This window comes from Paracoccus sp. 228 (assembly GCF_000967825.1).
Taxonomy (GTDB): domain Bacteria; phylum Pseudomonadota; class Alphaproteobacteria; order Rhodobacterales; family Rhodobacteraceae; genus Paracoccus; species Paracoccus marcusii.
Genome location: NZ_JYGY01000001.1, coordinates 747,835 through 774,556, shown reverse-complemented (window position 1 = coordinate 774,556; position 26,722 = coordinate 747,835). Strand labels below are relative to the sequence as shown.

Sequence of the window (26,722 nt, the reverse complement as noted above, 5' to 3'; positions counted from 1 at the left end):
CGCCCTTTTCTTCGTGTTCCGCGTCTGTTCTAGCTTATCCACAGAATCGCGTCAATCAGTTGACCGTGAAAGGGTGAAAAAACAGTTAACTAGCGGCAAGGGGAATGTAATCGACCAGATCGCCCGCCGGCATGGCCGGATCATGCGGCGGACGAACCAGCAGCGCATTCGCCTGCGCCATCAGCGCCAGCCGTGCCGAATCCTGATCCGCAAAGGGCGCGATCAGGGGTAGGTCCTCGCCCGCAGCCAATGTCGCCCGCAGGTAGTGCTGACGGGGTCCTTCAGCCGGCAAGTCGTGGGCCAGCCTTGCCTTGCGCAACGGCGCATCCGCCAGAAGCCCCTGCATCGCGCGGATCAGAGGTTGCATGAACAGAACCGCGCAAACCATTGCCGAAACGGGATTTCCTGGTAGGCCCAGCATGGCGCCTTCCGCCATCCGGCCCGCCATCAGCGGCTTTCCGGGACGCAGCGCAACCTTGTAGAAGGCCTGTTCGATACCGTGTTCCTGCGCGATCTTGCCGATCAGGTCATGGTCGCCGACCGAGGCGCCGCCGATGGTGACCAGCAGATCCGCGTCCGCCGCCGCGCGAAAACTGTCACGCAGGCTGTCCTCGGTGTCGCGGGCGATCGGCAGGATGTGCGGCTTGCCGCCAGCATCACGGACCATGGCCGCAATGGCCAGGTCGTTCGAGCTGATGATCTGACCCTCCGCAGGGTCCGTGCCGGGGGGAACCAATTCATCGCCGCCCGCCAGGATGGCGACGCGGGGGCGCGCGGCGACCGTGACATTGTCAACGTTCATCGCGGCCAGCAGACCGATATGGGCCGCGCCCAAGATGATCCCCGGCGCGACGGTATCGCCTTGTGCAAAGTCGTTGCCGCGCGCCCGGATGTTGCTGCCCCCGGATCGGGTCACAACGCGGATCACGTCGCCGTCGCGGTCTACGTTCTCTTGCAGTTCGACATGGTCAAAGCCTTGCGGCACCGGTGCGCCGGTGAAGATGCGGATGGCGGTGCCCGGGCGGGCAGTGCCACCCCACGGATGGCCTGCCGCGCTGGTGCCGATCACGGTCAGGGCGTCGTCCAGATCGGCTGCCCGCATCGCATAGCCGTCCATCGCGGACGCGTCGAAGGGGGGCTGGGTCAGCCGGGACACGGCGGGCTGCAACAGAGCGCGGCCATGGGCGTCGGCCAGGGACACAACCTCGGGGCGCGGCGGGTTGGCAAGGACCAGAACGCGTTCAAGAGCCTCGGCGACCGAGATCATCGCGGCGCCTCGTAAGGGCCGGACTTGCCGCCATCCTTGCGCAGCAGGCGGATGTCCTGAATTTCCATCGACTTCTGCGCCGCCTTCAGCATGTCGTATACGGTCAGGCAGGAGGTGGTGACGGCGGTCAGCGCCTCCATCTCGACCCCGGTGCGGCCGGTGGTGCGGACGGTCGCGGTGACGCGGATACCGGGCAGGTCTGGATCGGCCACAAGGTCGACCGCGACCTTGGCCAGCGCCAGCGGATGGCACAGCGGGATCAGATCGGCGGTGCGCTTTGCGCCCATGATGCCCGCCAGGCGCGCCACACCCAGTACGTCGCCCTTGGCCGCGCCCCCCTGCGCCAGGGTCAACGTCTCTGGCGTCATTACCACGCAGCCCGTGGCCACGGCCTCGCGCGCGGTTTCGGACTTGGCCGAAATGTCGACCATATGCGCCTGACCGGCGGCGTCGAAATGCGTCAGGGTCATGCGGCGACGTCCAGGATGGCGCGGGTGGCGGCGGTCACGTCGGCCTGACGCATCAGGCTTTCCCCGATCAGGAAGCGCCGTGCGCCGGTCTGCATCATCGCGCCCAGGTCCGCCGGGGTGAACAGCCCGCTTTCGCAGACCAACTGGCGGTCGTCGGGGACGCGTGGTGCAAGGTCGCGCGTCACGTCAAGTGTGACGTCGAAGGTCTTGAGATTGCGGTTGTTCACGCCGATCAACGGCGATTTCAGGCGCAGGGCGCGGTCCAGTTCGGGCGCGTCATGCACCTCGATCAGGACATCCATGCCCCAGCCCATCGCCGCATCCTCCAGGTCGCGGGCCTGGGCGTCGTCGACCGAGGCCATGATGATCAGGATGCAATCCGCGCCCCAGGCCCTGGCCTCGGTCACCTGATAGGTGTCGTAGAGGAAATCCTTGCGCAGCGCCGGCAGCTCGCAGGCGGCACGCGCGGCCGTCAGGAACGCGGGCGCGCCCTGAAAGCTGGGGCCGTCGGTCAGCACCGACAGGCAGGCCGCGCCGCCCGCCTGATAGGCGCGGGCCAGCGACGGCGGATCGAAATCGGGCCGGATCAGGCCCTTGGACGGGCTGGCCTTCTTGATCTCGGCGATCAGGGCGGGGCCGCCGGCTGCGGCCCGGTCCAGCGCGCGGGCAAAGCCGCGGGGGGCGTCGGCCGCACGGGCCTGCGCGTCGAGGTCGGCCAGCGGACGCGCGGCCTTGGCGGCGGCGATCTCTTCCAGCTTGTAGGCCTTGATCTTGTCCAGAATATCCATGCCCCCGTTCTATCCCCACCGCGCGGGCGGGGAAAGGGGGCGCGGCGGTCAGCCGGTCCAGTCGATGGGCGCACGCCCCTGGTCCGTCAACCAGTCGTTGATGCGGCTGAAGGGCCGCGATCCAAAGAACCCGCGCCGGGCCGACAGGGGCGAGGGATGGGCCGTGGCGATCACCAGATCCTGCGCGCGCGGCAGGCCCGCCACCGCTTTGCGCGCGTGATTGCCCCACAGCAGGAAGGCCAGCGGACCGTGCGCCTGCGCCTCGGCAACGGCCTGTCGAGCCAGCCGTTCCCAGCCCCAGCCCGCATGGGCCCCGGCCTGTCCCGGCACGACCGACAGCGCGGTGTTCAGCAGCAGCACGCCCTGATGCGCCCAATGCGACAGATCACCCGTGGCGGGCGCATCGCCCAGATCGTCGCGCAGCTCGGCAAAGATATTGCGCAGCGACCGGGGCAGCGGCGTGTCGGGCGTGACCGAGAATGCCAGCCCGTTCGCATGGCCCGGTGTCGGATAGGGATCCTGACCCAGGATCACGACGCGCACATCCCGCGGCGATGTCGCCTGCAGGGCCGCGAAGATCCGATCAGGCCCGGGCAGGAACGCTGTGTCCGACAGTCGGTCGCGGATCGCCGGCCAGTCGTCCCGAAAGAACGGCAGATGCGCCCAGTCCGACGGAGGGGTCACGATTCGGGTGCGCCGGTGACCTGCGCCAGCGCCACCAGCCGCGCCTTTGCCGCGCCGCTGTCCAGCGATTCGGCGGCCATCCGGGCCCCGTCGCGCAGGTCGGAAACCCGCCCCGCAATCAGCAGCGCAGCGGCCGCGTTCAGCAGCACCGCGTCGCGATAGGCGCCCCGTTCGCCGTCCAGCAGGGCCCGGAAGGCCGCGGCATTGTGCGACGGCTCTCCGCCCACGATCGCGGCGAAGGGATGGCGGGAAAGGCCCGCATCCTCGGGGGCGATGGTGAATTCGGTGATCTGGCCGTCCTGCAGCGCGGCCACGTGGCTGTCTTCGGCGATCGACAGCTCGTCCGTACCGTCGCCGCCATGCACCAGCCAGGCCGATGTCGACCCCAGGTCGCGCAGTACCTCGGCCATGGGACGCAGCCAGTCGGCACTGAACGCGCCGGTCAGCTGGCGGCGGACCCCGGCCGGATTGGTCAGCGGTCCCAAGAGGTTGAAGACCGTGCGCGTGCCCAGTTCGGTCCGGGGCGGGCCGACATGGCGCATCGCCGGGTGGTGCATCGGCGCCATCATGAAGCAGATGCCCGCCTGGTCCAGCGCGCGCTGCGCCACGGCGGGGCCGCCCAGCACGTTGATGCCCATCTGGGTCAGCGCATCGGCCGCCCCGGATTTCGACGACAGGTTGCGGTTGCCGTGCTTGGCCACGGGCACGCCGGCCCCCGCCACGACAAAGGCGGTCGCGGTCGAGATGTTCAGCGTCCCCTTGCCGTCGCCCCCGGTGCCCACGATGTCCATCGCGCCGTCGGGGGCGGTGACGCGGTTCATGCGGGCGCGCATGGCGCGAGCGGCGGCCGCGATCTCGTCCACGGTTTCGCCGCGCACGCGCAAGGCCATGAGCAGACCGCCGATCTGGGCGGGGGTCGCCGCACCGTCGAACAGCGCAGAGAACGCGGCCTCGGCCTCGGTTCCCGTCAGGGGGCGTTCGGCGGCAAGGCCGATCAGGGGTCGGATGTCCGTCATGCGGCGTCCTTGCGGACGGTGCAGCGGTCCAGGAAGTTGCGGATCATCTCGTGTCCGAACTGCGAGGCGATGGATTCGGGGTGGAACTGCACGCCCTCGATCGGCAGGTCGGAATGGATCAGGCCCATGATCGTGCCGTCGTCCGACGTCGCGGTGACGCGCAGGCAGTTCGGCAGGGTCTCGGGTTCGACGGTCAGCGAATGATAGCGGGTGGCGTTCAGCGGCGATTGCAGCCCCGAAAAGACGCCCGTGCCGTCATGGCTGATCGCGTCGACCTTGCCGTGCAGGATGCGGTTGGCGCGCACGACGCGACCGCCGAACGCCTCTCCGATCGCCTGGTGGCCCAGGCACACCCCGAACAGCGGCACGGCGCGGTCCGCGGCCGCGCGGATCAGGTCCAGGCAGATCCCGGCCTGCGCCGGATCGCACGGCCCCGGAGAGATCACGATCCCGTCCGGCGCCATCGCCAGGGCCTCGTCCACGGTGATCTGGTCGTTGCGGCGCACGACGACCTCTGCCCCGGCCTCGCCCATGTAATGGACAAGGTTCCAGGTGAAGCTGTCGTAATTGTCGATCAGAAGGATCATCGATGCACCTTGCGGCCAGAAGAAGGGGGCGGTTTCCCCCGGAAAAAGCGTCCGCTATAGATGGGCCAAAGCGCCACCGGGGGTCAAGACCGGGCGGACGCACAGCACGGACGGGGCAGGGATGGCACGGGGATTTCTGGCGGGGGCGGCGACGGGCGGGCTGGTTGGGGTCCTGGCGCTGGCCGGGCTGTCGCTGGCGGTGCCGCTGGCGCCGCCGGGGCGCGGCGCGCTGTCCATCGGCATGCCGATCGGGTCCGAATTCGGACGCGGGGGCGACGTCTCGCCGACCTTGCCCGCGCCCAGTGCGGCCAGCCTGCGCGATGCGGCCACGCCCGCCGCGGTGCCCGCACCCCAGGATGAACCGGCCCCCGTGACGAATGATACGATGCGCCCCAGCCTGCAGCCCACGGACCGGATGCCTGCGCAACCCGCGCCCGACATGGCCGCCGATGCGCCAGGCCTGACCCTGCGCGGCGATACGCCGGTGACGGTAACCGGCCCCGCGCCTCAGCCCGCGATCCGCGCGGCGCAGGACGGGTTGCCGCGGATCGCGCCGTCCGACGACGCGCCCATGGACCGGGCGCCCGCGATGCCCGCGCCGGCGCTGGACCTGTCGCTGCCGCCGGACCTGACCGACCTTCGCAGAATGGAACGAGACTGACATGCGCCCGCTGAACCCCGCCCTTGCCGCGACCTTTGCCCCCCCGGTGATGGAGGCGCGCCGCTGGCTGAGCGGCGTCAGCTTCTCCGTCGACCGACCCCTGATCAATGTCAGCCAGGCCGCACCCGTCGATCCGCCGCCCGAAGGGCTGCGCCGGGCCATCGCCGAGGCGGCCCTGCACCGACCCGAGGCGCATCTGTACGGCCCCGTCCTGGGCAACAGCGATCTGCGCGATGCCGTGGCGGCGCAGTTTTCCGCCGCCTATGAGGGTGCGCTGACGGGGGCCAACGTCGCGATCACCCAAGGGTGCAACCAGGCGTTCTGCGCGGTCATGGCGACGCTGGCCGGGCCGGGCGATCAGGTGATCGTGCCGACGCCTTGGTACTTCAATCACAAGATGTGGCTGGACATGGCGGGCGTCGCCACAGTCCCGCTGCCCTGCGGGGCCGACATGCTGCCCGACCCCGATCACGCGGCCGCGTTGATCACGCCCGCCACGCGGGCGATCGTGCTGGTCACACCGAACAACCCGTCGGGCGCGGAATACCCGGCCGATCTGGTGGGGCGGTTCTTCGATCTGGCGCAGGCGCACGGGATCGCGCTGGTGGTCGACGAGACCTATCGCGATTTCGACAGCCGCGACGGGGCACCGCACGACCTGCTGACCCGGCCTGACTGGGACGGGACGCTGATCCAGCTCTACAGCTTTTCCAAGGCCTATCGCCTGACCGGGCATCGTGTCGGCGCCATCGTCGCCGGCATCGAGCGGCTGCAGCAGGTCGAAAAGTTCCTGGACACCGTGGCCATCTCTCCGTCGCAATTGGGTCAGATCGGCGCGGTCTGGGGGATGGAGCACCTGCAGGAATGGCTGGCCGGAGAGCGGGCCGAGATCCTGGCGCGCCGCGCCGCCGCCGCGGCTGCCCTTGGCGCCTTGCCCGGCTGGCGGTTGAAAAGCGCGGGGGCGTATTTCGCATGGGTCGAACACCCGTTCGCCGAAGGCTCGGCCGATCTGGCGCGGCGGATGGTGCGGGACGCAGGCGTCCTGGCGCTGCCCGGAACGATGTTCACGCCCGAGGGCGACGCCACGGGGCCGCGCCACCTGCGCATTGCGTTTGCCAATGTCGACGCGGACGGAATCGCGGCGCTGGCGGACCGGCTGGCCGGCCTTTCGGCCTGATCCACTTGTGGCTGACCCGCCCGCGCCCTAAAGACGGGCGGGACACGACCACGAGGAAGGCCGCGCCATGTCACAGCTGCGTACCAAGGGCAAATCGACCATCGTCTGGATCCTGATGGGTCTGATGGTGCTGGGGCTGGGAGGCTTTGGCATCACCAGCTTTTCGGGCGGCACGACCGAGATCGGATCGGTCGGCGACACCAAGATCACGGCCGACGACTATGCCCGCGCCCTGCAATCGGAAATGCGCGCCTTTTCCCAGCAGACCGGCCAGCAGATCACCATGCAGCAGGCGCAGCAGATGGGGCTGGCGCAGTCGGTGCAGGCCAACCTGATCGCGGCGGCCGCGCTGGCGGAACAGGCGCGCGCCATCGGCGTGTCGGTGGGCGATGCGCAGGTCGCGCAGACGATCATGCAGGCGGGTGCGTTCCAGGGCCCGAACGGGTCGTTCGACCGTGCCGCCTATGCCGAGGTGCTGCGCCGCGAGAACCTGACCGAGGCCGATTTCGAGGCGACCGTGCGCGACGACGAGGCGCGCCTGCTTTTGCAGCGCGCCGTCGTGGGCGGCGTGACCGCGCCGGCGCCGATGGTCGACCAGACCGCGCGCTGGCTGCTGGAGACGCGCGATTTCAGCTGGCGCGAACTGACCGAGGACGAGTTGCCCGCGCCCGTGGCCGAGCCCGACGACGCGACGCTGCGCGCCTGGCATGCGGCCAATGGCGACCGCTTCACCGCGCCCGAGACGCGCGCGATCACCTATGCCTGGGTGACGCCCGACATGCTGTCCTCCGAGGTGCAGCTGGACGAGGCCGCGCTGCGCGACACCTATCAGCTGAACATCGACCAGTTCCAGCGCCCCGCGCGCCGGATGGTCAGCCGCCTGGTCTTCCCCGACGAGGCACAGGCGCAGGCCGCCCGCGAGCAGATCGACGCCAACACCGCGCCGTTCGAATCCTTCGTCCTGCAGCGCGGACTGACGCTGGACGACGTCGATCTGGGCGAGGTGACCGAGGCGCAGCTGGGTTCAGCGGCCGAGGCCGTGTTCGCGCTGGACCAGCCGGGGGTCGTGGGCCCGCTGCAGACCGATCTGGGCCCTGCGCTGTTTTCGGTGAACGCGATCCTGGATCCCGTCGACATTCCCTTCGAGGAAGCGCGCGAAGGCCTGCGCGGAGAGGCGGCGCTGTCCGCTGCGGCGCGCCAGATCCAGGACCGCATCGCGGATCTGGAGGACGCGCTGGCAAGCGGCGCGACGCTGGAGGAGCTGGCCGAGGATACCGAGCTGGAACTGGGCCAGATCGACTGGACCGCCGACGCGGTGCCGGCCGAGGGCAGCATCGCCGGATACGAGGCGTTCCGCGAACGTGCTGCCCAGATGGAAAGCACCGATTTCCCCGAACTGGCCGAACTGGCGGATGGGGGCGTCTTCGCGATGCGCCTGGACGAGATCGTGCCCCCGACCCTGCGCCCCTTCGAAGAGGTCCGCGACGAGGTTCTGGCCGATTGGCGCCGCGCCGAGGTCCAGCGCCAGCTGCTGGAACTGGCCGCCGATCTGAGCCTGGCCGAGGTCGCCCAGACCGAAGCGACCCCGGACGAGGCGCAGGCCGACGACGCCTCCGCCTGGACGACCGAAACCGGCCTGGCGCGCAGCGACTGGATGGACGGACTGCCCCCGCAGCTGCTGTCGCAGGCCTTTGCCGTGACCGAACCCGGTCAGGCCGAGGTCGTCGATGCGGGCGACCGGGTGTTCGTCGTGCGGCTTGACCAGATCAACGATGCCGACCTGTCCCAGCCCGATGCGGCGCAGGTGCTGGACGGGGTGCGGTCGCGTCTGGATCAGTCGCTGCAGGTCGACCTGTTCGACTATTACGCCCGCTATGCGCAGCGCCAGTCCGCGGTCGAATTGAACCAGTCCGCGATCAACGCCATCAACGCCCAGGTCCAGTGATGCAGCTGACGCCGGAATTTCCGCAGTTCGAGGCCGAATGGGCCGCAGGTCGCAACCAGCTGGTGACCATCCGGCTGGCCGCGGACCTGGACACCCCGGTCAGCCTGATGCTGAAGCTGGCCGAGGCCGCACCGCAGAGCTTCATGCTGGAATCGGTCACGGGCGGAGAGCTGCGCGGCCGCTATTCGATCGTCGGCATGAAGCCCGACCTGGTCTGGGAATGCCGCGACGGTCGGGCGCGGATCAACCGGCAGGCGCGGTTCTCTCAGGACTTCGAGGATGATCCCCGCCCGGCGCTGGACAGCCTTCGGGCCCTGATCGCGGAAAGCCGGATCGACGCGATGCCCGAGGGCGTGCCGCCGGTCGCGGCGGGCCTGTTCGGCTATCTGGGCTATGACATGATCCGGCTGGTTGAAGATCTGCCGGATGTGAACCCCGATCCGCTGGACCTGCCGGACGCGATGATGATGCGCCCTTCGGTCGTGGCCGTGCTAGACGGCGTGAAGGGAGAGGTGACCCTGTGCGCCCCGGCTTGGCATGACGGCACCGACAACGCGCGCGCTGCCTACGCGCGCGCCGCGGAACGGGTCATGGACGCGCTGCGCTCGCTTGACCGGCAGCCGTCAGAGCCGCGGGTGATGGGCGACGACACGCAGATCGGCGCGCCGGTGTCCAATTTCGCCAAGCCCGATTATCTGGCCGCGATCGAGACCGCCAAGGATTACATCCGCGCGGGCGACATCTTTCAGGTCGTTCCCAGCCAGCGGTGGCGGATGGACTTTCCGCTGCCGCCCTTTGCGCTTTACCGCAGCCTGCGGCGGACCAACCCGTCGCCCTTCATGTTCTTCCTGAACATGGGCGGGTTCCAGATCGTCGGTGCAAGCCCCGAGATCCTGGTCCGCCTGCGCGACGGAGAGGTGACGATCCGCCCCATCGCCGGAACGCGGCCCCGCGGCGTGGATGAGGCGCAGGATCGTGCGCTGGAGGACGATCTTCTGTCCGACCAGAAGGAATTGGCTGAACACCTGATGCTGTTGGATCTGGGCCGCAACGACGTGGGTCGCGTGGCCAAACCCGGCACCGTCCGCCCGACCGAGCAGTTCGTGATCGAACGGTATAGCCACGTCATGCACATCGTGTCCAACGTTGTCGGAGAGTTGCGGGAGGGCGAGGACGCGCTGTCCGCGCTGTTGGCGGGCCTGCCGGCCGGAACTGTGTCGGGCGCGCCCAAGGTTCGCGCGATGCAGATCATCGACGAGCTGGAGCCTGAAAAGCGGGGCGTCTATGGCGGGGCAGTCGGCTATTTCGCGGCCAATGGCGAGATGGACATGTGCATCGCGCTGCGCACCGGCGTGGTCAAGGACAAGGCGCTGTATATTCAGGCTGGCGGGGGCGTCGTCTACGACAGCGACCCCGAAGCGGAGTTCGAGGAAACGGTCAACAAAAGCCGTGCCCTGCAGCGCGCCGCAGAAGGCGCGTCGCGGTTCGTCCGCGGAAACAGCTGAGCGCAACGAAAAACGGCGGCCAAAGGGCCGCCGTTCTTTCGTCAGGATCGCGGATTAGTTAGCGGGTGCGGTCTCGGTCGTCGTGCCGTCGGCCGGTTCCGTTGCCATCGTGTCCGCCGGCTCTGTCGCCATCGTGTCGGCGGGTTCAGCCATACCATCGGCGGGTTCCGGGTCAGCGGCCGGGTCGCTCATCATGTCGCCAGCCGGGGCCTCTTGATCGCGGAACACATATTCGGGTGCGGCTTCGGCCTCTTCCCGCGTCNGAGCGCAACGAAAAACGGCGGCCAAAGGGCCGCCGTTCTTTCGTCAGGATCGCGGATTAGTTAGCGGGTGCGGTCTCGGTCGTCGTGCCGTCGGCAGGTTCGGTCGCCATCGTGTCGGCAGGCGGAGTCGCGGTGCCGGTAGCCATCGGGTCCGCGGCAGGGGCGGCTGCCGGGTCAGCGGCCGGGTCGCTCATCATGTCGCCAGCCGGGGCCTCTTGATCGCGGAACACATATTCGGGTGCGGCTTCGGCCTCTTCCCGCGTCAGATCGCTGGTGATCTCCTGCGCGTCCGAGTTGATGGTCAGGTCGGCCCACGGCAGGGCGATTTGCTTCTGGCCGATGCCAAGGAAACCACCCACGCCGATGATCGCGGCCTTCATCTCGCCGGTGTCGCCATCGACGATCAGATCGCTGATCGAGCCGATGTCAGTGCCATCAGGCGACGTCACGCTGGCGCCGGTGATCCAGTCGATGCGCCATTCGTTTTCAGCCTGCTGAACCTCGACCTTTTCCGCGGCGGATGCGGTGGCGGCGGCTTCATCGGCGTCTTCGGTGGCCATGTCATCCGTGGCCATGTCACCCGTCGCCATATCGCCGGTTCCGGCGTCAGTCATGGGTGCGGTCTCGGCAGGCTCCATCGCGGGATCGGCAGCGGGTGCCGTATCCTGCGCGAATGCCGCGCCAAGGGTCAGAGGCAGAGCAAGGGTGGTGGTCAAAAGCAGCTTACGCATGTCTTTGGTCTCCTGTGTGTGCCTTGCGGGTTGCTTGGGCAGCCCGCCATTGGGTGCTTAATGCACCGGCATCACGTCAGGTTCCCGCCCTGTCGGTGACAGAAATGTCAGGGGTTCGCCAAGCCCCTGATATCGTTTCAGTCTTCGCCGCGGAAAGGTTGCACGTACTGCAATGCCATGTCCCATGGGAAGAAGATCCAGGTGTCCTGGCTGACCTCGGTCACATAGCTGGCGACCATCGGCTTGCCCTTGGGCTTGGCATAGACAGTGGCCAGATGTGCCTTGGGATACATCTCGCGGATCAGTTCCAGCGTGCGTCCCGAATCAACCAGGTCGTCCACAACCAAGATGCCCTCGCCGTCGCCCATCAGCTCGGGGTCGGGGCGCTTGAGGACCTCCAGCTGGCCCTGGCCCGCTTCCGTGCCGACGCCCTTGTAGGAGCGGATCGAGATCGTGTCGATGGTCCGGATGTCCAGTTCCCGCGCGACGATCATCGCGGGGACAAGCCCGCCGCGAGTCACGGCGACCACGGCCCGCCATTCGGTGCCGTCCATGCGCCATGCCAGGGCGCGCGCGTCGCGGTGCAGCTGGTCCCAGCTGACATGGAAGCCTTTTTCGTGCGGCAGGCGGTCGTTCATCGTTGTCTCCTTCACGGGCGCAGGACCAGGGACAGACCGAGGGCGGCGATCGCCAGCCCGGCCCCCCGGTCGATCCAGAATTTCAGGGCCGCATAGCGCCGCCGCAACAGCGGCAGGGCCATCAGGCTGGCCAGTGCGGTATAGAAGAACAGCTCGACCGACAAGGCTACGGCATAGATGGCGCCCTTGTCGGCGACACTCAGCGCGGCGGGGAAGATCGACAGCAGCACGGCGGAGTAGAACAGCGCCGGTTTCGGGTTCGACAGGTTCAGTGCCATGCCGGACCACAGGCTCATCCCGCCCGCCGCGGCGTCGGGCATCGGGTCGCGGGCATGGATCCACATCAGGATGCCGATGCGGATCAGATAGGCCCCGCCCAACAGTTTCAGCAGGATAAGGGTCCAGGGGGCGACGCGGAACAGGGCTGTCAGTCCCAGCAGTGCGACCAGGCACCAGACCGACGCGCCGATCGCCAGACCCCACCCATAGGTCAGCGCGCGTCTGCGCCCCAGGGCAAAGGCGCCCTGGCTGACGGCGATCACGCCGGGTCCTGGTGACAGGATCGCGGCCGACAGCGTGGCCACGAAGATGCCCATCTGTTCGGCCGTGATCTGGATCATCGGGGCTGCCTGTCCGTCAGTCCTTCTTGACGGTCGCGATGTCGGGGGCGTCGACGGCCTTCATGCCCACGACGTGATAGCCGGCATCGACGTGATGCGTCTCGCCGGTCACGCCGGCGCCAAGGCGCGACAGAAGGTACAGGGCGGAATTGCCGACATCCTCCTGCGTGACATTGCGACGCAGCGGAGAGTTCAGTTCGTTCCACTTCATGATGTAGCGGAAGTCGCCGATGCCGCTGGCGGCCAGCGTCTTGATCGGTCCGGCGCTGATCGCGTTGACGCGAATGTTGTCCTTGCCGAAATCCTCGGCCAGATAGCGGACGGAGGCCTCCAGCGCGGCCTTGGCGACGCCCATCACGTTGTAATGCGGCATGACGCGTTCGGCGCCGTAATAGGTCAGCGTCAGCATCGACCCGCCATCCTTCATCATCGCGGCCGCGCGGCGCGCGACGGCGGTGAAGGAGTAGACCGAAATGTCCATCGTCATCAGGAAGTTGTCGCGTGTCGTCTCGGCATAGCGGCCGCGCAGCTGGTCCTTGTCCGAGAAGCCGATGGCATGAACGACGAAATCCAGCCCGTCCCATTTCGCGCCCAGATCCGCGAACAGGGTATCGATCGATGCCTCGTTCGACACGTCGCAGGGCAGCACCGTGTCCGACCCCAGCTGCGCCGCCAGCGGATCGACGCGCTTCTTCAGCGCATCACCCTGATAGCTGAACGCCAGTTCCGCACCCTCGGCCGCCAGGGCCTTGGCGATGCCCCAGGCGATCGACTTGTCGTTGGCCAATCCCATGATGAGACCGCGCTTGCCGGCCATCAGGCCGGGCCTCTGCTCGCTTGACATGTCCTGTCCCTCACGCTTTCAACCGTTTCAAAGGTGATTAGGGCAAGTGTCCTGTCGCAGCAAGCACAAGGAATGCGCGATGAGTGATCGGACCGGAATCTTTGCGGGCGACGACCCGTTCGACATCGCCCGCGCCTGGCTGGAAGAGGCGCGGGCGTCCGAGCCCAACGACCCGAATGCCATCGCGCTGGCCAGCGTCGATGCAGACGGGCTGCCGGATGTGCGGATGGTCCTGCTCAAGGATATCGACGGGCAGGGGCTGGACGGATCCTTCATCTTCTATACCAACTATGACAGCGCCAAGGGCCGCCAGATCGAGGCATCGGGCAAGGCGGCCTTCGTGATGCACTGGAAATCGCTGCACCGGCAGATCCGCGTGCGCGGCACCGTCACCCGAGAGGACGGACTCCAGGCCGACGCCTATTACGACAGCCGCGCGCTGCAGAGCAGGTTAGGGGCTTGGGCCTCGCGCCAGTCGCAACCGCTGGATGCCCGCGCGACGCTGGTGGCCGAGGCCGCCAAGGCCGGGCTGCGCCACGGTCCGCGCCCCGCGCGGCCGCCATTCTGGGGCGGCTATCGCATCACTCCGTCACATCTGGAATTCTGGGCAGACGGCGCGTTTCGCTTGCACGACCGGTTCCGGTGGACCCGCGACGCGGATGCCGGATGGTCGGTCGAACGGCTCTATCCATGACCTGCCGCGATATGTCGTCGCAGGAACGGAACCAACTTTTGTTAACCTCGTTGGCATAGTCTCGCCTCCAAGCCACTGTTGTGTTGTAGTCAGTGGAGGGGGTCATTACTGTCCTAGGACAATCGGCTAGCGTGAATACGGAAATGCGATGACAGAAGACGGCAGCCTCAAGCTGGTGACAGGGTTGGTCAAGTGGTTTGACCCCTCGAAGGGCTATGGCTTCATTCTGGACGAAAACGGCGGCAGCGATATTCTGTTGCACGGCAACGTGTTGCGCAATTTCGGCCGCAGTTCTGTCGCCGATCAGTCACGCGTGCAGGTGCTGGTGCAGCATACCAGCCGCGGCGTGCAGGCCGCAGAGGTCGTTTCGGTCGAGCCACCCGCCACCGACGGACAGGCCCCCATCGCCGACCTCGATATCGACATCATCGAGAACCTCGACAGCCTGCCGCTGCGTCCGGCGCGCGTGAAATGGTTCGACAAATCCAAGGGCTTCGGGTTCGCCAACATCTTCGGTTACTCCGAGGATGTCTTCATCCATATCGAGGTGCTGCGCCATTCCGGTTTTGCAGACCTTGCCATCGGGGAGGCGCTTTGCCTGCGCATCGTCGAGGGCCCGCGTGGTCTCATGGCGGCACAGATCGCGGCATGGGATGCGGCGCAGACGGCCCATGACGAAAAGGCACAGGCCGAATCGCTTCACAACTCGCTTCCCCATGTTGCGGAGTAGCCTTGCAGTCGCCCTGTTGCTGGCGCTGGCTGTGCCGCTTGCGGCCCAACCCATCGTCCCGGCAGCCGATGCGCAATGCAGGTCGGATGCGGCGCTGATTCGCACAACTGGCGACACGGCTCTATCTTTTCAGATCGAGGTTGCCGACACACCCGAATCACGGGCCCAAGGCCTGATGTTCCGCAGAAACCTGCCTGCGGGAGAGGGGATGCTGTTCGTCTATCCGGAACCCCAGCCGGTCAGTTTCTGGATGCGTAACACGCTGATCCCGCTTGACCTGATCTTCTTCGACGAAACCGGCGTGATCCGTCATATTCACCGCAACGCCCGCCCCTTGGACGAAACGCCGATCCCCGGCGCCGCCGTTGGCGATCCGCGGCCGGATCGCCTGATGGTCCTGGAAATCGCAGGAGGCGAGGCGGCAAGGCTGGGCCTTACCACCGGCCAGCAACTGGCCCATCCCGCGCTGGATCGCACTACCGCAGCTTGGCCATGCCGCTAGGGCTTTCCACCGCCGCGCCCTTGCGCTAAAGCGCGGGTGTCGGGGCGTAGCGCAGCCTGGTAGCGCGACGGTTTTGGGAACCGTAGGCCGTAGGTTCGAATCCTATCGCCCCGACCACCGAACACCGCGATTCTTATGGTGTGTTGCGCGCCCGCTTACGCGGTATTCTCTCGATTTTTGCTCAGAACCTATCGCGATCAAACGATCATCTGTTCAATGCCAAGGCGTTGGCATCGATCATCTCGTCCCAAAGCGTGGCGAACATCGCATCGGGAGCCGTGCTTCGGCCATGCATCAGCGGATAGGCAAGAAAGTGCGGTCGTTCGGTGTCGGGCCGGGTGGAGGCGAAATAGCGTTCCGCCAGCCCGCACAGAACGTCGTCCGGCTTGACCGCCGCCATCATCTCCTGATGAAAGAACGGCGTGCGGCAGAAGACGATCTTGCGCCAGTAACGTGCCAACTCTGCCAACAGCGACCGAAAGAACGAGTCGCCAAAGATCATTAGGGTCCGCGGCGTTACCGATTTCGGGGACGATATCAGGTGCATGATTCCCATGTTCCCGGCCTGAACCCCATTGGCAGCCGAGGCGATCTGGGGGTGTACCATCGGCGAACGCCTGATCTCGCTGATTTTCGGCGTGCATTGTGTACCCAGGTCCCCCACGTATTCTCTTTCCGGACCCATGCTGGATGTAAGATCAGCCAGAACCTTGCTTGCATCGATATGCAAAGTTCGTTCAGCCACATCGGCGGCCAGATGCATGTTCGCGACGGGAGTGTAGTGACTGTCGGTCATGCTCAGCCGATCATTCCGCCCGAACAGATGGTCGATCGGATAAAGCAGATCGTTGGGCCGCGCGTCAGATGGCATCGAGCGTTCGAATATCGATCGATACCCGAGCCCTGCCGTGACGGCGTTCAGAACGATCGGATCGGGAAACACCCATTGGGAATAGGTTCAGCCGTTCTCATCCGCCCACTGCTTCCGCGTGCGATGATTGCGTCTGAAAATCTCGATGCGCTCCTCCGGCACCGTAGAACTGCCGCGTTCGAACATCTGCGCGACCCCGTGATTTCCGCCGACAAGCACAAGCCGCCCGTCCTCCAGGCGACGTATATTGGGCGGCACCGTCACGTCGGGTTGCGCAATCATCGGGATGTGTCCTTTTCGACTGTCATGCCCCTCTCAGTACCGTTCCGCAGCCTGACGTTTCAAGTTGTGACAGAACCGCATGGCGGGCCGCACCGCGACGCCCAACTAAGCCCGTGCTGAGGCATCGGGTGGCAGCCGCGGTTCTTCCGCGGTCCGAACATGAAAAAGGGGCCACGTGGGCCCCTTGCTTTCGGTGATTTTGCTGACGCTATGCGGCCTTCTGGGCGTCCAGTTCGCTGACGACGGGACGGGTGCCGTCTTCGCGGGCATAGTATCCGTACATCTGATCCAGTGCGGCATCGGCCTGCTGGCTGCGCTTGCGGTCCGCGATGCTCAGCGGCTTCTGGGTCTGGTTCGACATTGTCATTCTCCGATCAGGGCGTTTCCTCCCGTGACCGTCAGATATTGACTGCCCAGTCAAAATGAAACCGCCCTGACGCAAGGTCAGAGCGGATGCAGGGCAGCCATGCAATGCGGTCAACTCAGCCGATGCGCAGCATCCGATGCTTTTTCTTGCCGACCGAGATCTTGATGCCGCGCTCCAGTGCGGCCTGGTCCAAGGGCATCTGCGGATCGGTGACAGGCGCGTTGTCGGCGCGCAGGCCGCCTTCGGCCACCAGACGCTTGACCTCCTTGCCGCTGGCGACGATGCCCGACTGGACCAGGGCCTGCGCGATGGTGACGCCTTGCGCCTGATCGGCGGGCAGCACCGCGACCTCCAGATCGCCGCCCGCGCCGCCGTCCTGGAAGACGCTGCGCGCGGTCGCCTCGGCGCTGGCGGCGGCATCGGCGCCGTGCAACAGGGTCGTCACCTCGTTGGCCAGACGGACCTTGGCCTCGTTGATCTCGGACCCCTGCAGCGCGCCCATGCGGTCGCATTCGTCCACCGGCAGTTCGGTGTACAGCTTCAGGAACCGGCCCACATCGGCATCGGTGGTGTTGCGCCAGAACTGCCAGAACTCATAGGGCGACAGCATGTCCGCCGACAGCCAGGTCGCCCCGCCCGCCGACTTGCCCATCTTGCGCCCGTCGCTGGTCGTCAGCAGCGGAGAGGTCAGGCCCCAGACCTGCCGGTCGTCCACGCGCCGCGTCAGGTCGATGCCGTTGACGATGTTGCCCCACTGGTCCGACCCGCCCATCTGCAGAACACAGCCGTGGCGGCGGTTCAGCTCCAGGAAGTCGTAGGCCTGCAGGATCATGTAGTTGAATTCCAGGAAGCTCAGCGACTGTTCCCGGTCCAGCCGGGACTTGACCGATTCGAAGGACAGCATCCTGTTGACGCTGAAGTGCCGGCCGATGTCGCGCAGGAAGGTCAGGTAGTTCAGGCCGTCCAGCCATTCGGCATTGTTCAGCATCACCGCCCCGTCGGGGCCGTAATCCAGATAGCGGGCGAAGACCCGGCCCATCCCGTCGATATTGGCCTGGATCGCGGCATCGTCCAGAAGCGGGCGTTCGTCGCTGCGGAAGGACGGATCGCCGACCTTGGTCGTGCCGCCGCCCATCAGGGTCAGGGGCTTGTTGCCGGTCTTCTGGAACCAGCGCAGCATCATGATGTTCAGCAGGTGCCCGACATGCAGGCTGGCCGCCGTCGCGTCATAGCCGATATAGGCCGTGATCGGTCCCGCCAGCAGCGCCTGATCCAGCCCGGCGTAGTCCGTGCAGTCGGCCAGATAGCCGCGTTCGGACATGATGCGCAGAAAGTCGGATTTGGGCTGGTATGTCATGGGCTTCATCCTTGTGTATCCGCGCGATATACAGGCAGGAGCAGCGAAGGAAAAGCGATGATCCGGGCTTTGGGGATGATGTCGGGCACGTCGCTGGACGGTGTCGACGCGGCGATGATCGAAACCGACGGGGTGCGGATCGGCGGCTTTGGGGACAGCGCCTTTCGTGCGTTCGGCGACAACGAATCGGCCGTGCTTCATGCGGGGCTGGGCCTGTGGCCCGAAGCACCGGAGGTGGCAGAGCTGGCGCAACTGGTCCAGGCAGCCCATGCCGATCTGGCACGGCAGTTTCCAGATGCGCAGCTGATCGGGTTTCACGGCCAGACGCTGGCCCACGATCCGCGCGGGCGCGGCACGCATCAGGCGGGTGACGGCGCGGCGCTGGCGCGCATGACGGATCGCCCCGTGGTCTGGGATTTCCGGTCCGAGGATGTGCGTCAGGGAGGCGAGGGCGCACCTTTGGTACCGTTCTTTCATTGGGCCTGCGCGAACTGGGCCGTGGGGCAGGGGTGCCTGCCCGCGGCCCCCGTGGCGTTCCTGAACCTGGGCGGCGTCGGCAACATCAGCTGGGTGGACCCCACGGCCCCCGCACCCGAGACCGCCGGTGCCTGCGTCGCCTTCGACACTGGGCCTGCCAACGCGCCATTGAACGACCTGATGCGCCGGCGCCGCCGTCAGTCGCGGGACGAAGGCGGCGCACTGGCGGCCAGCGGCACCGCCGATCAGGACATCGTCGCGACGTTCCTGGATGATCCGTGGTTCCGGCGACCCGCCCCTAAATCCTTGGATCGCGATCAGTTCGCTGGCCTGACCCGCGCGGTTGCCCCGCTGTCCGATGCCGATGCGGCAGCGACGCTGGTGTCGGCACTGGCCGGATCGGTTGCGGCAGGCATGGCGTGGCTGCCCGCGATGCCTGCGCAGGTTCTGGTCTGCGGCGGGGGGCGCCACAATACGGCCATCATGGATGCGCTGACAGCAACGTTGCCCGTGCCCGTCCGACCGGTCGAGGCGATCGGTCTGAACGGCGACATGCTGGAGGCGCAGGCCTTCGGCTGGCTGGCGGTACGGGTGCTGCGGGGGCTGCCCATATCGGGGCCGATGACCACGGGCGTTCCGGCACCGGTCTGCGGAGGGCGGATCAGTCACCCACGATCACGTGACTAGATCAGACAAATGTTTAGGGAACGGTCTTTGAAATGCCCGCGTTGATGCCGTGAAGATGACGAAAAGACGTCATCGAAACAAAGAATTGATGCGGAGATCTAGAATGAAAACCCTCATGATGACGACGGCTGCTGCTCTGGCATTTGCGGCTCCGGTGTTCGCACAGGACGCGACGACGCCCCCGGCCACCGACGCCATGCCGGCCGAGACGATGCCCGCAGAGACCATGCCCGCAGAGACGATGCCGGCGGATGCCATGCCCGCCGAGACGATGCCCGCTGACCAGATGGCGACCGACATGAGCGACATGGAAGTGACGCTGTCGGCCGAGAATCCCGGCATCACCGCATCGTGGCTGCAGGGCCGCGCGATCTATACGACCAACCAGCCGTCGACCACCGAATGGACCGACGCAACGGGCGATGCGGTTCCGGGTGACTGGAACGAGATCGCGACTGTGTCCGACATCGTGATGTCGCCGGACGGTCAGGTCATGGGCTACATCGCCGACATCGGCGGCTTCTTGGGCATGGGCACGCACACCGTGCTGCTGGACCGTGATGTCCTGAACATGGCGATGTTCGGCGACGACACGGTTCTGGCGACCAACTACAGCCAGGAAGAACTGGAAGCGCTGCCGGAATTCGACATGGAAACCGTCCGCGACTGATCCCACCCTGTTTGTTTACAAGTTGCTTGGTTCATCGGGGCGCCCATCGGGCGCCCCTTTCGCGTTCTTTGCACCTTCATTTCAACGATTTGCCCGAATGTGGCAAAATTCGTTCAACGCGCCCTTGACGCCGCGCGGCGGTCTGCGTAAACCCCGGCCTACTCCGGCGGGCGATCGTCCGGGGGATGAGTTGGGCGGTTGTAGCTCAGTTGGTTAGAGTACCGGCCTGTCACGCCGGGGGTCGCGGGTTCGAGCCCCGTCAACCGCGCCACAACTCATCATTCGCCCGAAAGAAATGCGCGGTTGTAGCTCAGTTGGTTAGAGTACCGGCCTGTCACGCCGGGGGTCGCGGGTTCGAGCCCCGTCAACCGCGCCATTTCTTCCCTTCCCCTTTTCGGCAGGATCACGCTAAGACGGCGTCGATTTTGCGTATCGGAGGAAGCGATGACGGACATGGTCCAAGCCCGGCAACTGATCGACGCCCTTGGCGCCGCCGCCCGAGAGGCCGCGGTGGTTCTGGCGCAGACGCCAGCCGGACCGAAACGCATGGCCCTGCTGTCCGCCGCCGACGCCATCACCGCCCGTACCCCTGATATCCTGGCGGCCAACGCCCGCGATCTGGACTTCGCGCGCGAAAAGGGGCTGTCGGATGCGATGCTGGACCGGCTGCGTCTGGACGGCGCACGCATCGCCGCGATCGCGCAAAGCCTGCGCGAGGTCGCCGAACAGGATGATCCGGTGGGGCAGGTCATCGCGGAATGGGACCGGCCCACGGGGCTGCATATCCGCCGCGTGCGCACACCCATCGGCGTGATCGGGGTCATCTATGAAAGCCGGCCGAACGTGACCGCCGATGCGGGGGCGCTGGCGTTGAAGTCCGGAAATGCGGTGATCTTGCGCGGCGGTTCGGAAAGCCTGCATTCCAGCAGCGCGATCCATGCCTGCATGGTCGAGGGTCTTCGGGCGGCGGGCCTGCCGGAAACCGCCATCCAGATGGTGCCCACGCGCGACCGCGCGGCGGTCAGCGCCATGCTGGGCGCGCAGGGGCTGATCGACGTGATCATCCCGCGCGGCGGCAAGGGGCTGGTCGGGCTGGTGCAGGACCAGGCCCGCGTGCCGGTCTTTGCGCATCTGGAGGGGATCTGTCACATCTATGCCGACGCTGCGGCCGATCTGGAAAAGGCGCGGCGCGTGGTGCTGAATGCCAAGACGCGGCGCACCGGTGTCTGCGGGTCGGCCGAATGCCTGCTGATCGACAGGGCGTTCCATGACCGCCATGGCGACGTCCTGATCCGCGACCTGCTGGAGGCGGGGGTCGAGGTGCGTGCCGATGGCGATCTGGCGCGCATCCCCGGCACCGTGCCGGCCAAGCCCGACGATTTCGGGCGCGAGTTCCTGGACATGATCATCGCCGCGAAGCTGGTGGACGGGGTCGAGGAGGCCATCGCCCATATCCGCCGCCATGGCAGCCAGCACACCGAATCGATCCTGACCGAGGATGACGCGACCGCCGAACGGTTCTTTGCCGGGTTGGACAGCGCGATCCTGATGCGGAACGCCTCGACCCAGTTCGCCGATGGCGGAGAGTTCGGCATGGGCGCCGAGATCGGCATCGCCACGGGCAAGATGCATGCCCGCGGGCCGGTGGGGGCGGAACAGTTGACCAGCTTCAAATATCTGGTCACGGGCGACGGGACGGTCCGCGCCTAGAACGCGATCTCGCCCCCGGTGTCGTCGAATTCATGGCGCAGGGGGCGGTTCTCGGCCCGGGCCGCCTCGGCCAGCAGGGCGAAATGCACCTCGGACGGGGCCAGGGTGCGGGGTTGCGGGCCGTCCAGCCAGCCCCACAGGGTCGGGTCGACCTTGCTGCGGTCGCATTCCGCGACCAGCCGCCATTGCGGACCGTCACGCAGCACGATCACCCGGCCGCCCCAGGGCATCGCGCTTTCCATGCACATCACCGCCAGCACCAGCATGCGGATCTCGGGCCGCGCGAAATCGCCTGCGGCGTCCAGGGTGATTGTCAGGCGGCCCTGTGCGGCGATCCCGTCCAGCAGACGGCGCAACTCGGCCAGGCCGATCCGCTGTTCGCCCTGCGCCATGCCGAACGCCATGCGATAGGCCTGGATGCGCGCGCGTGCCGCGCCCACCGCTTCGGAGATCAGGCGCAGTTCGGGAGATTGGGCCAGGCCCGGAAAATCGGGCGACATCTCCAGCAGCTCGACCCCGTTGCCGATGGCCCCCAGGGGCGACACCAGATCATGGCACAGCCGCGATCCCAGCAGTGCGGCCAGATCGCCCGCAGCGATCCGCGTTGTATCGACCGTCATCTATGATTACCTTCCAAAGTGCAGAGAAATGGAGTTTTCGCGGTGAACGATATCCTGGAACCCGGCATGATCGTACGTCATCCCGGCGCGCCCGAATGGGGCGAGGGGCAGGTCCAGTCCCGGATCGGCGACCGCATCACCGTGAACTTTACCGAGGCCGGCAAGCAGGTCATCGACGGACGCCGCGTGGCGTTGCAGATCCTGCGCATGGGCGACATGTAAACTCCTGATATTGCTTGCGCGACGATGCAACTGAAGGTTGCGCGATGCAAGCGGAACTTGGGCCGCACGTGTTGCATTGGTCGCGCGGCTTTCCTAGACAGGCCGCAGCCCAAGCACCGAGGCCATCGTGAACCGCGCCGACCCCGCCTTTTTCCAGATCCGCCTTGCCACGACGCCCCGCGACCTGATGGCCGCGCAGCGCCTGCGCTATCGCGTATTCGTCGAGGAGCTGGGCGGTACCGGCCCGCTGGTCGATCACGACGCCCGGCTGGAACGGGACGAGTTCGACCCCGTCGTCGACCACCTGTGCCTGATCGACACGCGCCGCGACGCGGAGGCGCTGGATCACGTGGTCGGCGTCTATCGCCTGCTGCGCAGCGATGTGGCGGCCGATTTCGGGCGGTTCTACTGCGACGGCGAATACGACCTGGCCCCGCTGCGCGACAGCGGCCGACCGCTGCTGGAACTGGGGCGGTCCTGTGTCGATCCCGATCACCGGGGCGGGGCGGCGATGTTCCTGATGTGGAACGCGCTGGCCGACTATGTGCTGGACCACGGCATCCAGATCCTGTTCGGCGTGGCCAGCTTTCACGGCACAGACCCGACGCTGCTGGCACCGTCGCTGTCCTGGCTGCACCACCATCACCTGGCCCCGCCGGACCTGCGGCCCCGCGCGCGGCCCGACGGGTTCCAGACCATGGACCTGATCGCCCCCGACCGCCTGGACCGGCGCGAGGCGCTGGTCGGAATGCCTGCGCTGATCAAGGCCTATCTGCGCCTTGGCGGTCTGGTGGGCGAGGGGGCGTTCATCGACCGTGCCTTCAACACGACCGACGTGTTCCTGCTGATGGATACGGGCGCGATGTCCGCCAAGCACAAGCAGTTCTACGAAAGCCGCTGGCAGCCGACATGAGCCCGACCTGGCGCGATGCCGAACCGCCTGTGCCGGCCCCCCCGCGCGGGCTGCGCGACTGGCTGCGGGTGATCCGCCGCGGCGTGCCGGCGGTTCTGGTGCTGATGCTGGGCGTGCTGCTGATCCTGCCGCTGCGCGGGATCGAGCGACTGGTGCATGGCCGCCGCCGCCCCTGGACCGGACCGCATGTCCAGATCGTCTGCCGCCTGGTCCTGGCCTGTATCGGTCTGAGCTGGCGTCGCGAGGGGACGCCCCTGCGAGGCCCCGGCGCGGTCGTGGCGAACCATTCCAGTTGGCTGGATATCCTGACGCTGAACGCCGCCTTGCCGGTCTTCTTCGTTAGCAAGGCCGAGGTCGCCCGCTGGCCCGGCATCAACGTCCTGACGCGCGTGACCGACACGCATTTCGTGACACGCGATCCGAAACTGGCCCGCGCGCAGGCGCTGGAATTTGCCGAACGCATCCGCGCCGGGCATCGCCTGCTGTTCTTTCCCGAAGGCACGTCCAGTGACGGACGCCGCGTCCTGCCGTTCAAGCCGACCCTGTTCCAGGGGTTTCTGGCCGACGACCTGCCCGCCGGTCTGGCGATCCAGCCGATCAGTGCCGTCTATCACGCGCCGCCGGGGCAGGACCCGCGATTCTATGGCTGGTGGGCGGATATGGATCTGGGGCCGCACCTGCTGTCGATTCTTGCGGCAAGACGCCACGGGCATGTGACCGTCCGGCTGCACCCCCCGATTCCCGTCGCCGGAAACGACCGCAAGACCCTTTCGGCATTATGCTATTCTGCGATAGAAGCCGATTTTCGCGGTCTTGCCACACCGGCCTGAAACCGTCGGGCCGACCCCTGTCAAGACCTTGCCAGCCGCGTTTTGACGCTATATCTGGTGTCCAACCCTGAACAAACCACCAAGGAATGAGCGTATGACCCGCTTTGCCGCCCCCATCGCAGAACAGATCTGGGACATGAAGTACCGGATGAAGGATTCCGAGGGGCAGGCCGTCGACGGGTCGGTCGAGGACAGCTGGCGTCGCGTCGCGCGTGACCTGGCGCGCGTGGAAAGCGACCCGGCCAAGTGGGAGGACAAGTTCTATTCCGCGCTGGAGGACTTCAAGTACCTGCCCGCGGGCCGCATCCTGGCCGGTGCCGGAACGGGCCGGTCGGTTACGCTGTTCAACTGCTTCGTCATGGGCACCATCCCCGACAGCATGGGCGGCATCTTCGACATGCTGAAGGAGGCCGCACTGACCATGCAGCAGGGCGGCGGCATCGGTTACGACTTCAGCACGATCCGCCCGCGGGGCGCGGTGGTCAAGGGCGTGGCGGCCGATGCGTCGGGTCCGCTGTCCTTCATGGATGTCTGGGATGCGATGTGCCGCACGATCATGTCGGCCGGCTCGCGCCGTGGCGCGATGATGGCGACGATGCGCTGCGACCACCCGGACGTGGAACAGTTCATCGTGGCCAAGCAGGACAGCGCGCGCCTGCGCATGTTCAACCTGTCGGTGCTGATCACCGACGATTTCATGGATGCCGTGCGCGCCGATGCGCCCTGGGACCTGAAGTTCGAGGGTCGGGTCTACAGCACCGTCCAGGCGCTGGACCTGTGGAACCGGATCATGAAGGCGACCTATGATTTCGCCGAGCCGGGCGTGATCTTCATCGACCGGATCAACAAGGCCAACAACCTGTCCTATGTCGAGACGATCGCGGCCACCAATCCCTGCGGCGAGCAGCCCCTGCCGCCCTATGGCGCCTGCCTGCTGGGCTCGATCAACCTGGCCCGTCTCGTCAAGAATCCGTTCACCGAGACGGCCGAACTGGACCCCGAAGGCCTGGACGATCTGGTCCGCACGGCGGTCCGGATGATGGACAACGTGGTCGACGCATCGAAATTCCCGCTGGACGCGCAGGCCGAGGAGGCCCGCAACAAGCGTCGCATCGGTCTGGGCGTGACCGGTCTGGCGGACGCGCTGCTGATGCTGGGCCTGCGCTACGGCGCCGATGACGCGGTCGCGCAGACCCGCGTCTGGATGAAGGCCATCGCGCGGTCTGCCTATCTGGCATCCGTCGACCTGGCCAAAGAGAAGGGCGCCTTCCCGCTGTTCGACGCCAAGAAATACCTGGTCTCGGGCTTCATGTCCAAGATGGACGCCGACGTCCGCGACGCGATTGCCAAGCACGGCATCCGCAATGCCCTGCTGACCTCGATCGCGCCGACGGGCACGATCAGCCTCTATGCGGGCAACGTGTCGTCGGGGATCGAGCCGGTCTTCGCCTATGCCTACAAGCGCAAGGTCCTGCAGAAGGACGGCTCGCGGACCGAGGAGGAGGTCGTCGATTACGCAGTGCAGATGTGGCGCGACCTGAAGGGCGACGCGGCGCTGCCCGATTACTTCGTGAACGCACAGACGCTGGCGCCCAAGGACCACGTCGCCATGCAGGCCGCGGCGCAGGAATGGGTCGACAGCTCGATCTCGAAGACCATCAACTGCCCCGAGGACATCAGCTTCGAGGCGTTCAAGGACGTCTACATGGCGGCCTGGGATCTGGGCTGCAAAGGCTGCACCACCTATCGTCCGAACGATGTGACCGGCTCGGTGCTGTCCGTCAGCGAGACGACCGAAAAGGCGCCGGAGGCCGACAAGGGCGCGGATGTCGTCTATCTGACCGAGCCGCTGGACCGTCCCGCGGCGCTGGAAGGTGCGACATACAAGTTGAAATGGCCGGGGTCGGAGCACGCCATCTACATCACGATCAACGACATCATCCACGGCAACCACCGCCGCCCGTTCGAGATCTTCATCAACTCCAAGAACATGGAGCATTATGCCTGGACGGTTGCGCTGACGCGCATGGTCTCGGCCGTGTTCCGCCGCGGGGGCGACGTGTCCTTCGTGGTCGAGGAGCTGAAGGCGGTCTTCGATCCGCGCGGCGGGGCCTGGATGCAGGGCCGCTATGTTCCCTCGATCCTGGCGGCCATCGGTGGCGTGATCGAACGCCACCTGATCGAGACGGGCTTCCTGGCGGGCGAAGGGCTGGGCCTCAAGTCCGACCCGCAGGCCGAAGTGATGGCCGTGGGCGAAGCGCCGCGCGGCCCCGCCTGCTCCAGCTGCGGTCAATACGGGATGCGCATGGTCGAGGGCTGCATGACCTGCCCCAGCTGCGGCCATTCCAAATGCGGATGATCTAAAGCGGTCCCCAAGCGATCATAAGAAAAAAGGCGGTCCATCTGGGCCGCCTTTTGTTCATGATCGGCACAGCCCTACGCGTCTGGCGATTGATATCGTCGCGGGATGAGGCGCTATGAGGGGGCAGGGGTCGGCGAACATGGACCACCGGAGATGGGTGCAGCTCCGCTGATCCACATGCCGCATCACGAGCATGCCAATGCGTCACGCGCGTTTATGATCAGCCACCGAC

Annotated in this window: 29 protein-coding genes and 3 tRNA genes; 17 read left to right on the top strand and 15 right to left on the bottom strand. The window is 66.6% G+C overall.

What is annotated here, in order from left to right; translation table 11 throughout:
* Positions 1–85 precede the first annotated feature (85 nt).
* Genes glp through SY26_RS03735 form a run of 6 tightly spaced genes read right to left on the bottom strand, consistent with a single transcriptional unit; the run spans position 86 to position 4,812 of the window.
* Positions 86–1,267, bottom strand: coding sequence for a gephyrin-like molybdotransferase Glp (glp, locus tag SY26_RS03760; RefSeq protein WP_045999298.1), 1,182 nt, complete (start codon positions 1,265–1,267; stop codon positions 86–88).
* Positions 1,264–1,737, bottom strand: a complete 474-nt coding sequence (gene moaC, locus SY26_RS03755; protein ID WP_045999297.1) for a cyclic pyranopterin monophosphate synthase MoaC — start codon at positions 1,735–1,737, stop codon at positions 1,264–1,266. Before moaC ends, glp begins: the two co-directional genes overlap by 4 nt.
* Positions 1,734–2,525, bottom strand: coding sequence for an indole-3-glycerol phosphate synthase TrpC (trpC, locus tag SY26_RS03750; RefSeq protein ID WP_045999296.1), 792 nt, complete (start codon positions 2,523–2,525; stop codon positions 1,734–1,736). Before trpC ends, moaC begins: the two co-directional genes overlap by 4 nt.
* A gap of 48 nt (positions 2,526–2,573) precedes the next feature.
* On the bottom strand, positions 2,574–3,209 hold the full coding sequence (locus tag SY26_RS03745) for a uracil-DNA glycosylase (RefSeq protein ID WP_045999295.1): 636 nt from the start codon (positions 3,207–3,209) through the stop codon (positions 2,574–2,576).
* Positions 3,206–4,225, bottom strand: a complete 1,020-nt coding sequence (trpD, locus tag SY26_RS03740) for an anthranilate phosphoribosyltransferase (protein WP_045999294.1) — start codon at positions 4,223–4,225, stop codon at positions 3,206–3,208. Before trpD ends, SY26_RS03745 begins: the two co-directional genes overlap by 4 nt.
* The gene (locus SY26_RS03735; protein ID WP_045980829.1) at positions 4,222–4,812 is read right to left on the bottom strand and encodes an aminodeoxychorismate/anthranilate synthase component II; all 591 of its coding nucleotides are present in this window, start codon (positions 4,810–4,812) and stop codon (positions 4,222–4,224) included. The genes trpD and SY26_RS03735 overlap by 4 nt, the downstream gene beginning before the upstream one ends.
* A 121-nt stretch (positions 4,813–4,933) precedes the next feature.
* Here SY26_RS03735 and SY26_RS20950 point away from each other — a divergent pair, with 121 nt between their 5' ends.
* The 4 genes from SY26_RS20950 (at position 4,934) to trpE (ending at position 10,100) form a co-directional block, all read left to right on the top strand.
* A complete protein-coding gene (locus SY26_RS20950) occupies positions 4,934–5,473 on the top strand; it encodes a hypothetical protein (protein WP_052715109.1) in 540 nt (179 codons plus the stop codon).
* Between the two features lies 1 nt (position 5,474).
* Complete coding sequence (locus tag SY26_RS03725) at positions 5,475–6,650, top strand: aminotransferase (protein ID WP_045999293.1); 1,176 nt, start codon at positions 5,475–5,477, stop codon at positions 6,648–6,650.
* Between the two features lie 67 nt (positions 6,651–6,717).
* Complete coding sequence (locus tag SY26_RS03720; RefSeq protein ID WP_045999292.1) at positions 6,718–8,595, top strand: SurA N-terminal domain-containing protein; 1,878 nt, start codon at positions 6,718–6,720, stop codon at positions 8,593–8,595.
* The gene (trpE, locus tag SY26_RS03715) at positions 8,595–10,100 is read left to right on the top strand and encodes an anthranilate synthase component I (protein ID WP_045999291.1); all 1,506 of its coding nucleotides are present in this window, start codon (positions 8,595–8,597) and stop codon (positions 10,098–10,100) included. The genes SY26_RS03720 and trpE overlap by 1 nt, the downstream gene beginning before the upstream one ends.
* Before the next feature lie 319 nt (positions 10,101–10,419).
* Here the strand turns inward: trpE and SY26_RS03705 are convergent, their stop codons facing one another.
* The 4 genes from SY26_RS03705 to fabI form a co-directional block, all read right to left on the bottom strand.
* Positions 10,420–11,094 carry a PRC-barrel domain-containing protein gene (locus tag SY26_RS03705; protein ID WP_045999289.1) on the bottom strand — a complete coding sequence of 225 codons (675 nt, stop codon included), beginning with the start codon at positions 11,092–11,094 and terminating at the stop codon, positions 10,420–10,422.
* 137 nt (positions 11,095–11,231) lie between these two features.
* Positions 11,232–11,732 (bottom strand): xanthine phosphoribosyltransferase, encoded by a 501-nt coding sequence (gpt, locus tag SY26_RS03700; protein ID WP_045980835.1) that lies wholly within the window; start codon positions 11,730–11,732, stop codon positions 11,232–11,234.
* An 11-nt stretch (positions 11,733–11,743) separates the two neighbouring features.
* Positions 11,744–12,352: a LysE family translocator gene (locus SY26_RS03695; protein ID WP_206692642.1), complete on the bottom strand. Its 609-nt coding sequence runs from the start codon at positions 12,350–12,352 to the stop codon at positions 11,744–11,746.
* Between the two features lie 16 nt (positions 12,353–12,368).
* Positions 12,369–13,196: an enoyl-ACP reductase FabI gene (fabI, locus tag SY26_RS03690; RefSeq protein ID WP_045980836.1), complete on the bottom strand. Its 828-nt coding sequence runs from the start codon at positions 13,194–13,196 to the stop codon at positions 12,369–12,371.
* Between the two features lie 79 nt (positions 13,197–13,275).
* On the opposite strand from fabI, the gene pdxH reads away from it, so the two are divergent.
* The 4 genes from pdxH to SY26_RS03670 all read left to right on the top strand — a co-directional run bounded on the left by pdxH (position 13,276) and on the right by SY26_RS03670 (position 15,239).
* On the top strand, positions 13,276–13,890 hold the full coding sequence (pdxH, locus tag SY26_RS03685; protein ID WP_045999288.1) for a pyridoxamine 5'-phosphate oxidase: 615 nt from the start codon (positions 13,276–13,278) through the stop codon (positions 13,888–13,890).
* 148 nt (positions 13,891–14,038) lie between these two features.
* A complete protein-coding gene (locus SY26_RS03680; protein WP_045999287.1) occupies positions 14,039–14,620 on the top strand; it encodes a cold-shock protein in 582 nt (193 codons plus the stop codon).
* A 16-nt stretch (positions 14,621–14,636) separates the two neighbouring features.
* Positions 14,637–15,122 (top strand): DUF192 domain-containing protein, encoded by a 486-nt coding sequence (locus tag SY26_RS03675; protein WP_369799391.1) that lies wholly within the window; start codon positions 14,637–14,639, stop codon positions 15,120–15,122.
* 40 nt (positions 15,123–15,162) lie between these two features.
* Positions 15,163–15,239 (top strand) — tRNA-Pro (locus SY26_RS03670).
* 88 nt (positions 15,240–15,327) lie between these two features.
* On the opposite strand, the gene SY26_RS20945 is transcribed toward SY26_RS03670, so the two are convergent.
* From SY26_RS20945 to tyrS, 4 genes are all read right to left on the bottom strand, one after another.
* The gene (locus tag SY26_RS20945; protein WP_157020397.1) at positions 15,328–15,918 is read right to left on the bottom strand and encodes a hypothetical protein; all 591 of its coding nucleotides are present in this window, start codon (positions 15,916–15,918) and stop codon (positions 15,328–15,330) included.
* A 162-nt stretch (positions 15,919–16,080) separates the two neighbouring features.
* On the bottom strand, positions 16,081–16,275 hold the full coding sequence (locus SY26_RS03660) for a hypothetical protein (protein WP_045999284.1): 195 nt from the start codon (positions 16,273–16,275) through the stop codon (positions 16,081–16,083).
* Between the two features lie 208 nt (positions 16,276–16,483).
* On the bottom strand, positions 16,484–16,636 hold the full coding sequence (locus SY26_RS20940; protein ID WP_157001283.1) for a hypothetical protein: 153 nt from the start codon (positions 16,634–16,636) through the stop codon (positions 16,484–16,486).
* A 121-nt stretch (positions 16,637–16,757) separates the two neighbouring features.
* Entirely contained in the window at positions 16,758–17,999 is a 1,242-nt protein-coding gene (gene tyrS, locus SY26_RS03655) for a tyrosine--tRNA ligase (RefSeq protein WP_045999283.1), read from the bottom strand.
* 57 nt (positions 18,000–18,056) lie between these two features.
* On the opposite strand from tyrS, the gene SY26_RS03650 reads away from it, so the two are divergent.
* The 5 genes from SY26_RS03650 to SY26_RS03630 all read left to right on the top strand — a co-directional run bounded on the left by SY26_RS03650 (position 18,057) and on the right by SY26_RS03630 (position 21,543).
* The gene (locus SY26_RS03650) at positions 18,057–19,163 is read left to right on the top strand and encodes an anhydro-N-acetylmuramic acid kinase (RefSeq protein ID WP_045999282.1); all 1,107 of its coding nucleotides are present in this window, start codon (positions 18,057–18,059) and stop codon (positions 19,161–19,163) included.
* A gap of 115 nt (positions 19,164–19,278) precedes the next feature.
* A complete protein-coding gene (locus SY26_RS19785) occupies positions 19,279–19,833 on the top strand; it encodes a PRC-barrel domain-containing protein (RefSeq protein ID WP_052715108.1) in 555 nt (184 codons plus the stop codon).
* 194 nt (positions 19,834–20,027) lie between these two features.
* Positions 20,028–20,104, top strand: a tRNA-Asp gene (locus SY26_RS03640).
* Between the two features lie 28 nt (positions 20,105–20,132).
* Positions 20,133–20,209, top strand: a tRNA-Asp gene (locus SY26_RS03635).
* 77 nt (positions 20,210–20,286) lie between these two features.
* Complete coding sequence (locus tag SY26_RS03630) at positions 20,287–21,543, top strand: glutamate-5-semialdehyde dehydrogenase (RefSeq protein WP_369799395.1); 1,257 nt, start codon at positions 20,287–20,289, stop codon at positions 21,541–21,543.
* Here the strand turns inward: SY26_RS03630 and SY26_RS03625 are convergent.
* Entirely contained in the window at positions 21,540–22,163 is a 624-nt protein-coding gene (locus SY26_RS03625; protein WP_045980844.1) for a histidine phosphotransferase family protein, read from the bottom strand. The two genes, SY26_RS03630 and SY26_RS03625, sit on opposite strands and share 4 nt — an antisense overlap.
* 42 nt (positions 22,164–22,205) lie before the next feature.
* Here SY26_RS03625 and SY26_RS03620 point away from each other — a divergent pair, with 42 nt between their 5' ends.
* From SY26_RS03620 to SY26_RS03605, 4 genes are all read left to right on the top strand, one after another.
* Positions 22,206–22,385, top strand: a complete 180-nt coding sequence (locus SY26_RS03620) for a DUF3553 domain-containing protein (protein ID WP_042249936.1) — start codon at positions 22,206–22,208, stop codon at positions 22,383–22,385.
* A 187-nt stretch (positions 22,386–22,572) separates the two neighbouring features.
* Positions 22,573–23,298, top strand: a complete 726-nt coding sequence (locus SY26_RS03615) for a GNAT family N-acetyltransferase (protein ID WP_045999653.1) — start codon at positions 22,573–22,575, stop codon at positions 23,296–23,298.
* Positions 23,295–24,128: a 1-acyl-sn-glycerol-3-phosphate acyltransferase gene (locus SY26_RS03610; protein ID WP_045999280.1), complete on the top strand. Its 834-nt coding sequence runs from the start codon at positions 23,295–23,297 to the stop codon at positions 24,126–24,128. The genes SY26_RS03615 and SY26_RS03610 overlap by 4 nt, the downstream gene beginning before the upstream one ends.
* 94 nt (positions 24,129–24,222) lie before the next feature.
* Entirely contained in the window at positions 24,223–26,487 is a 2,265-nt protein-coding gene (locus tag SY26_RS03605; protein WP_045999279.1) for an adenosylcobalamin-dependent ribonucleoside-diphosphate reductase, read from the top strand.
* The last annotated feature ends 235 nt before the right edge of the window (positions 26,488–26,722 follow it).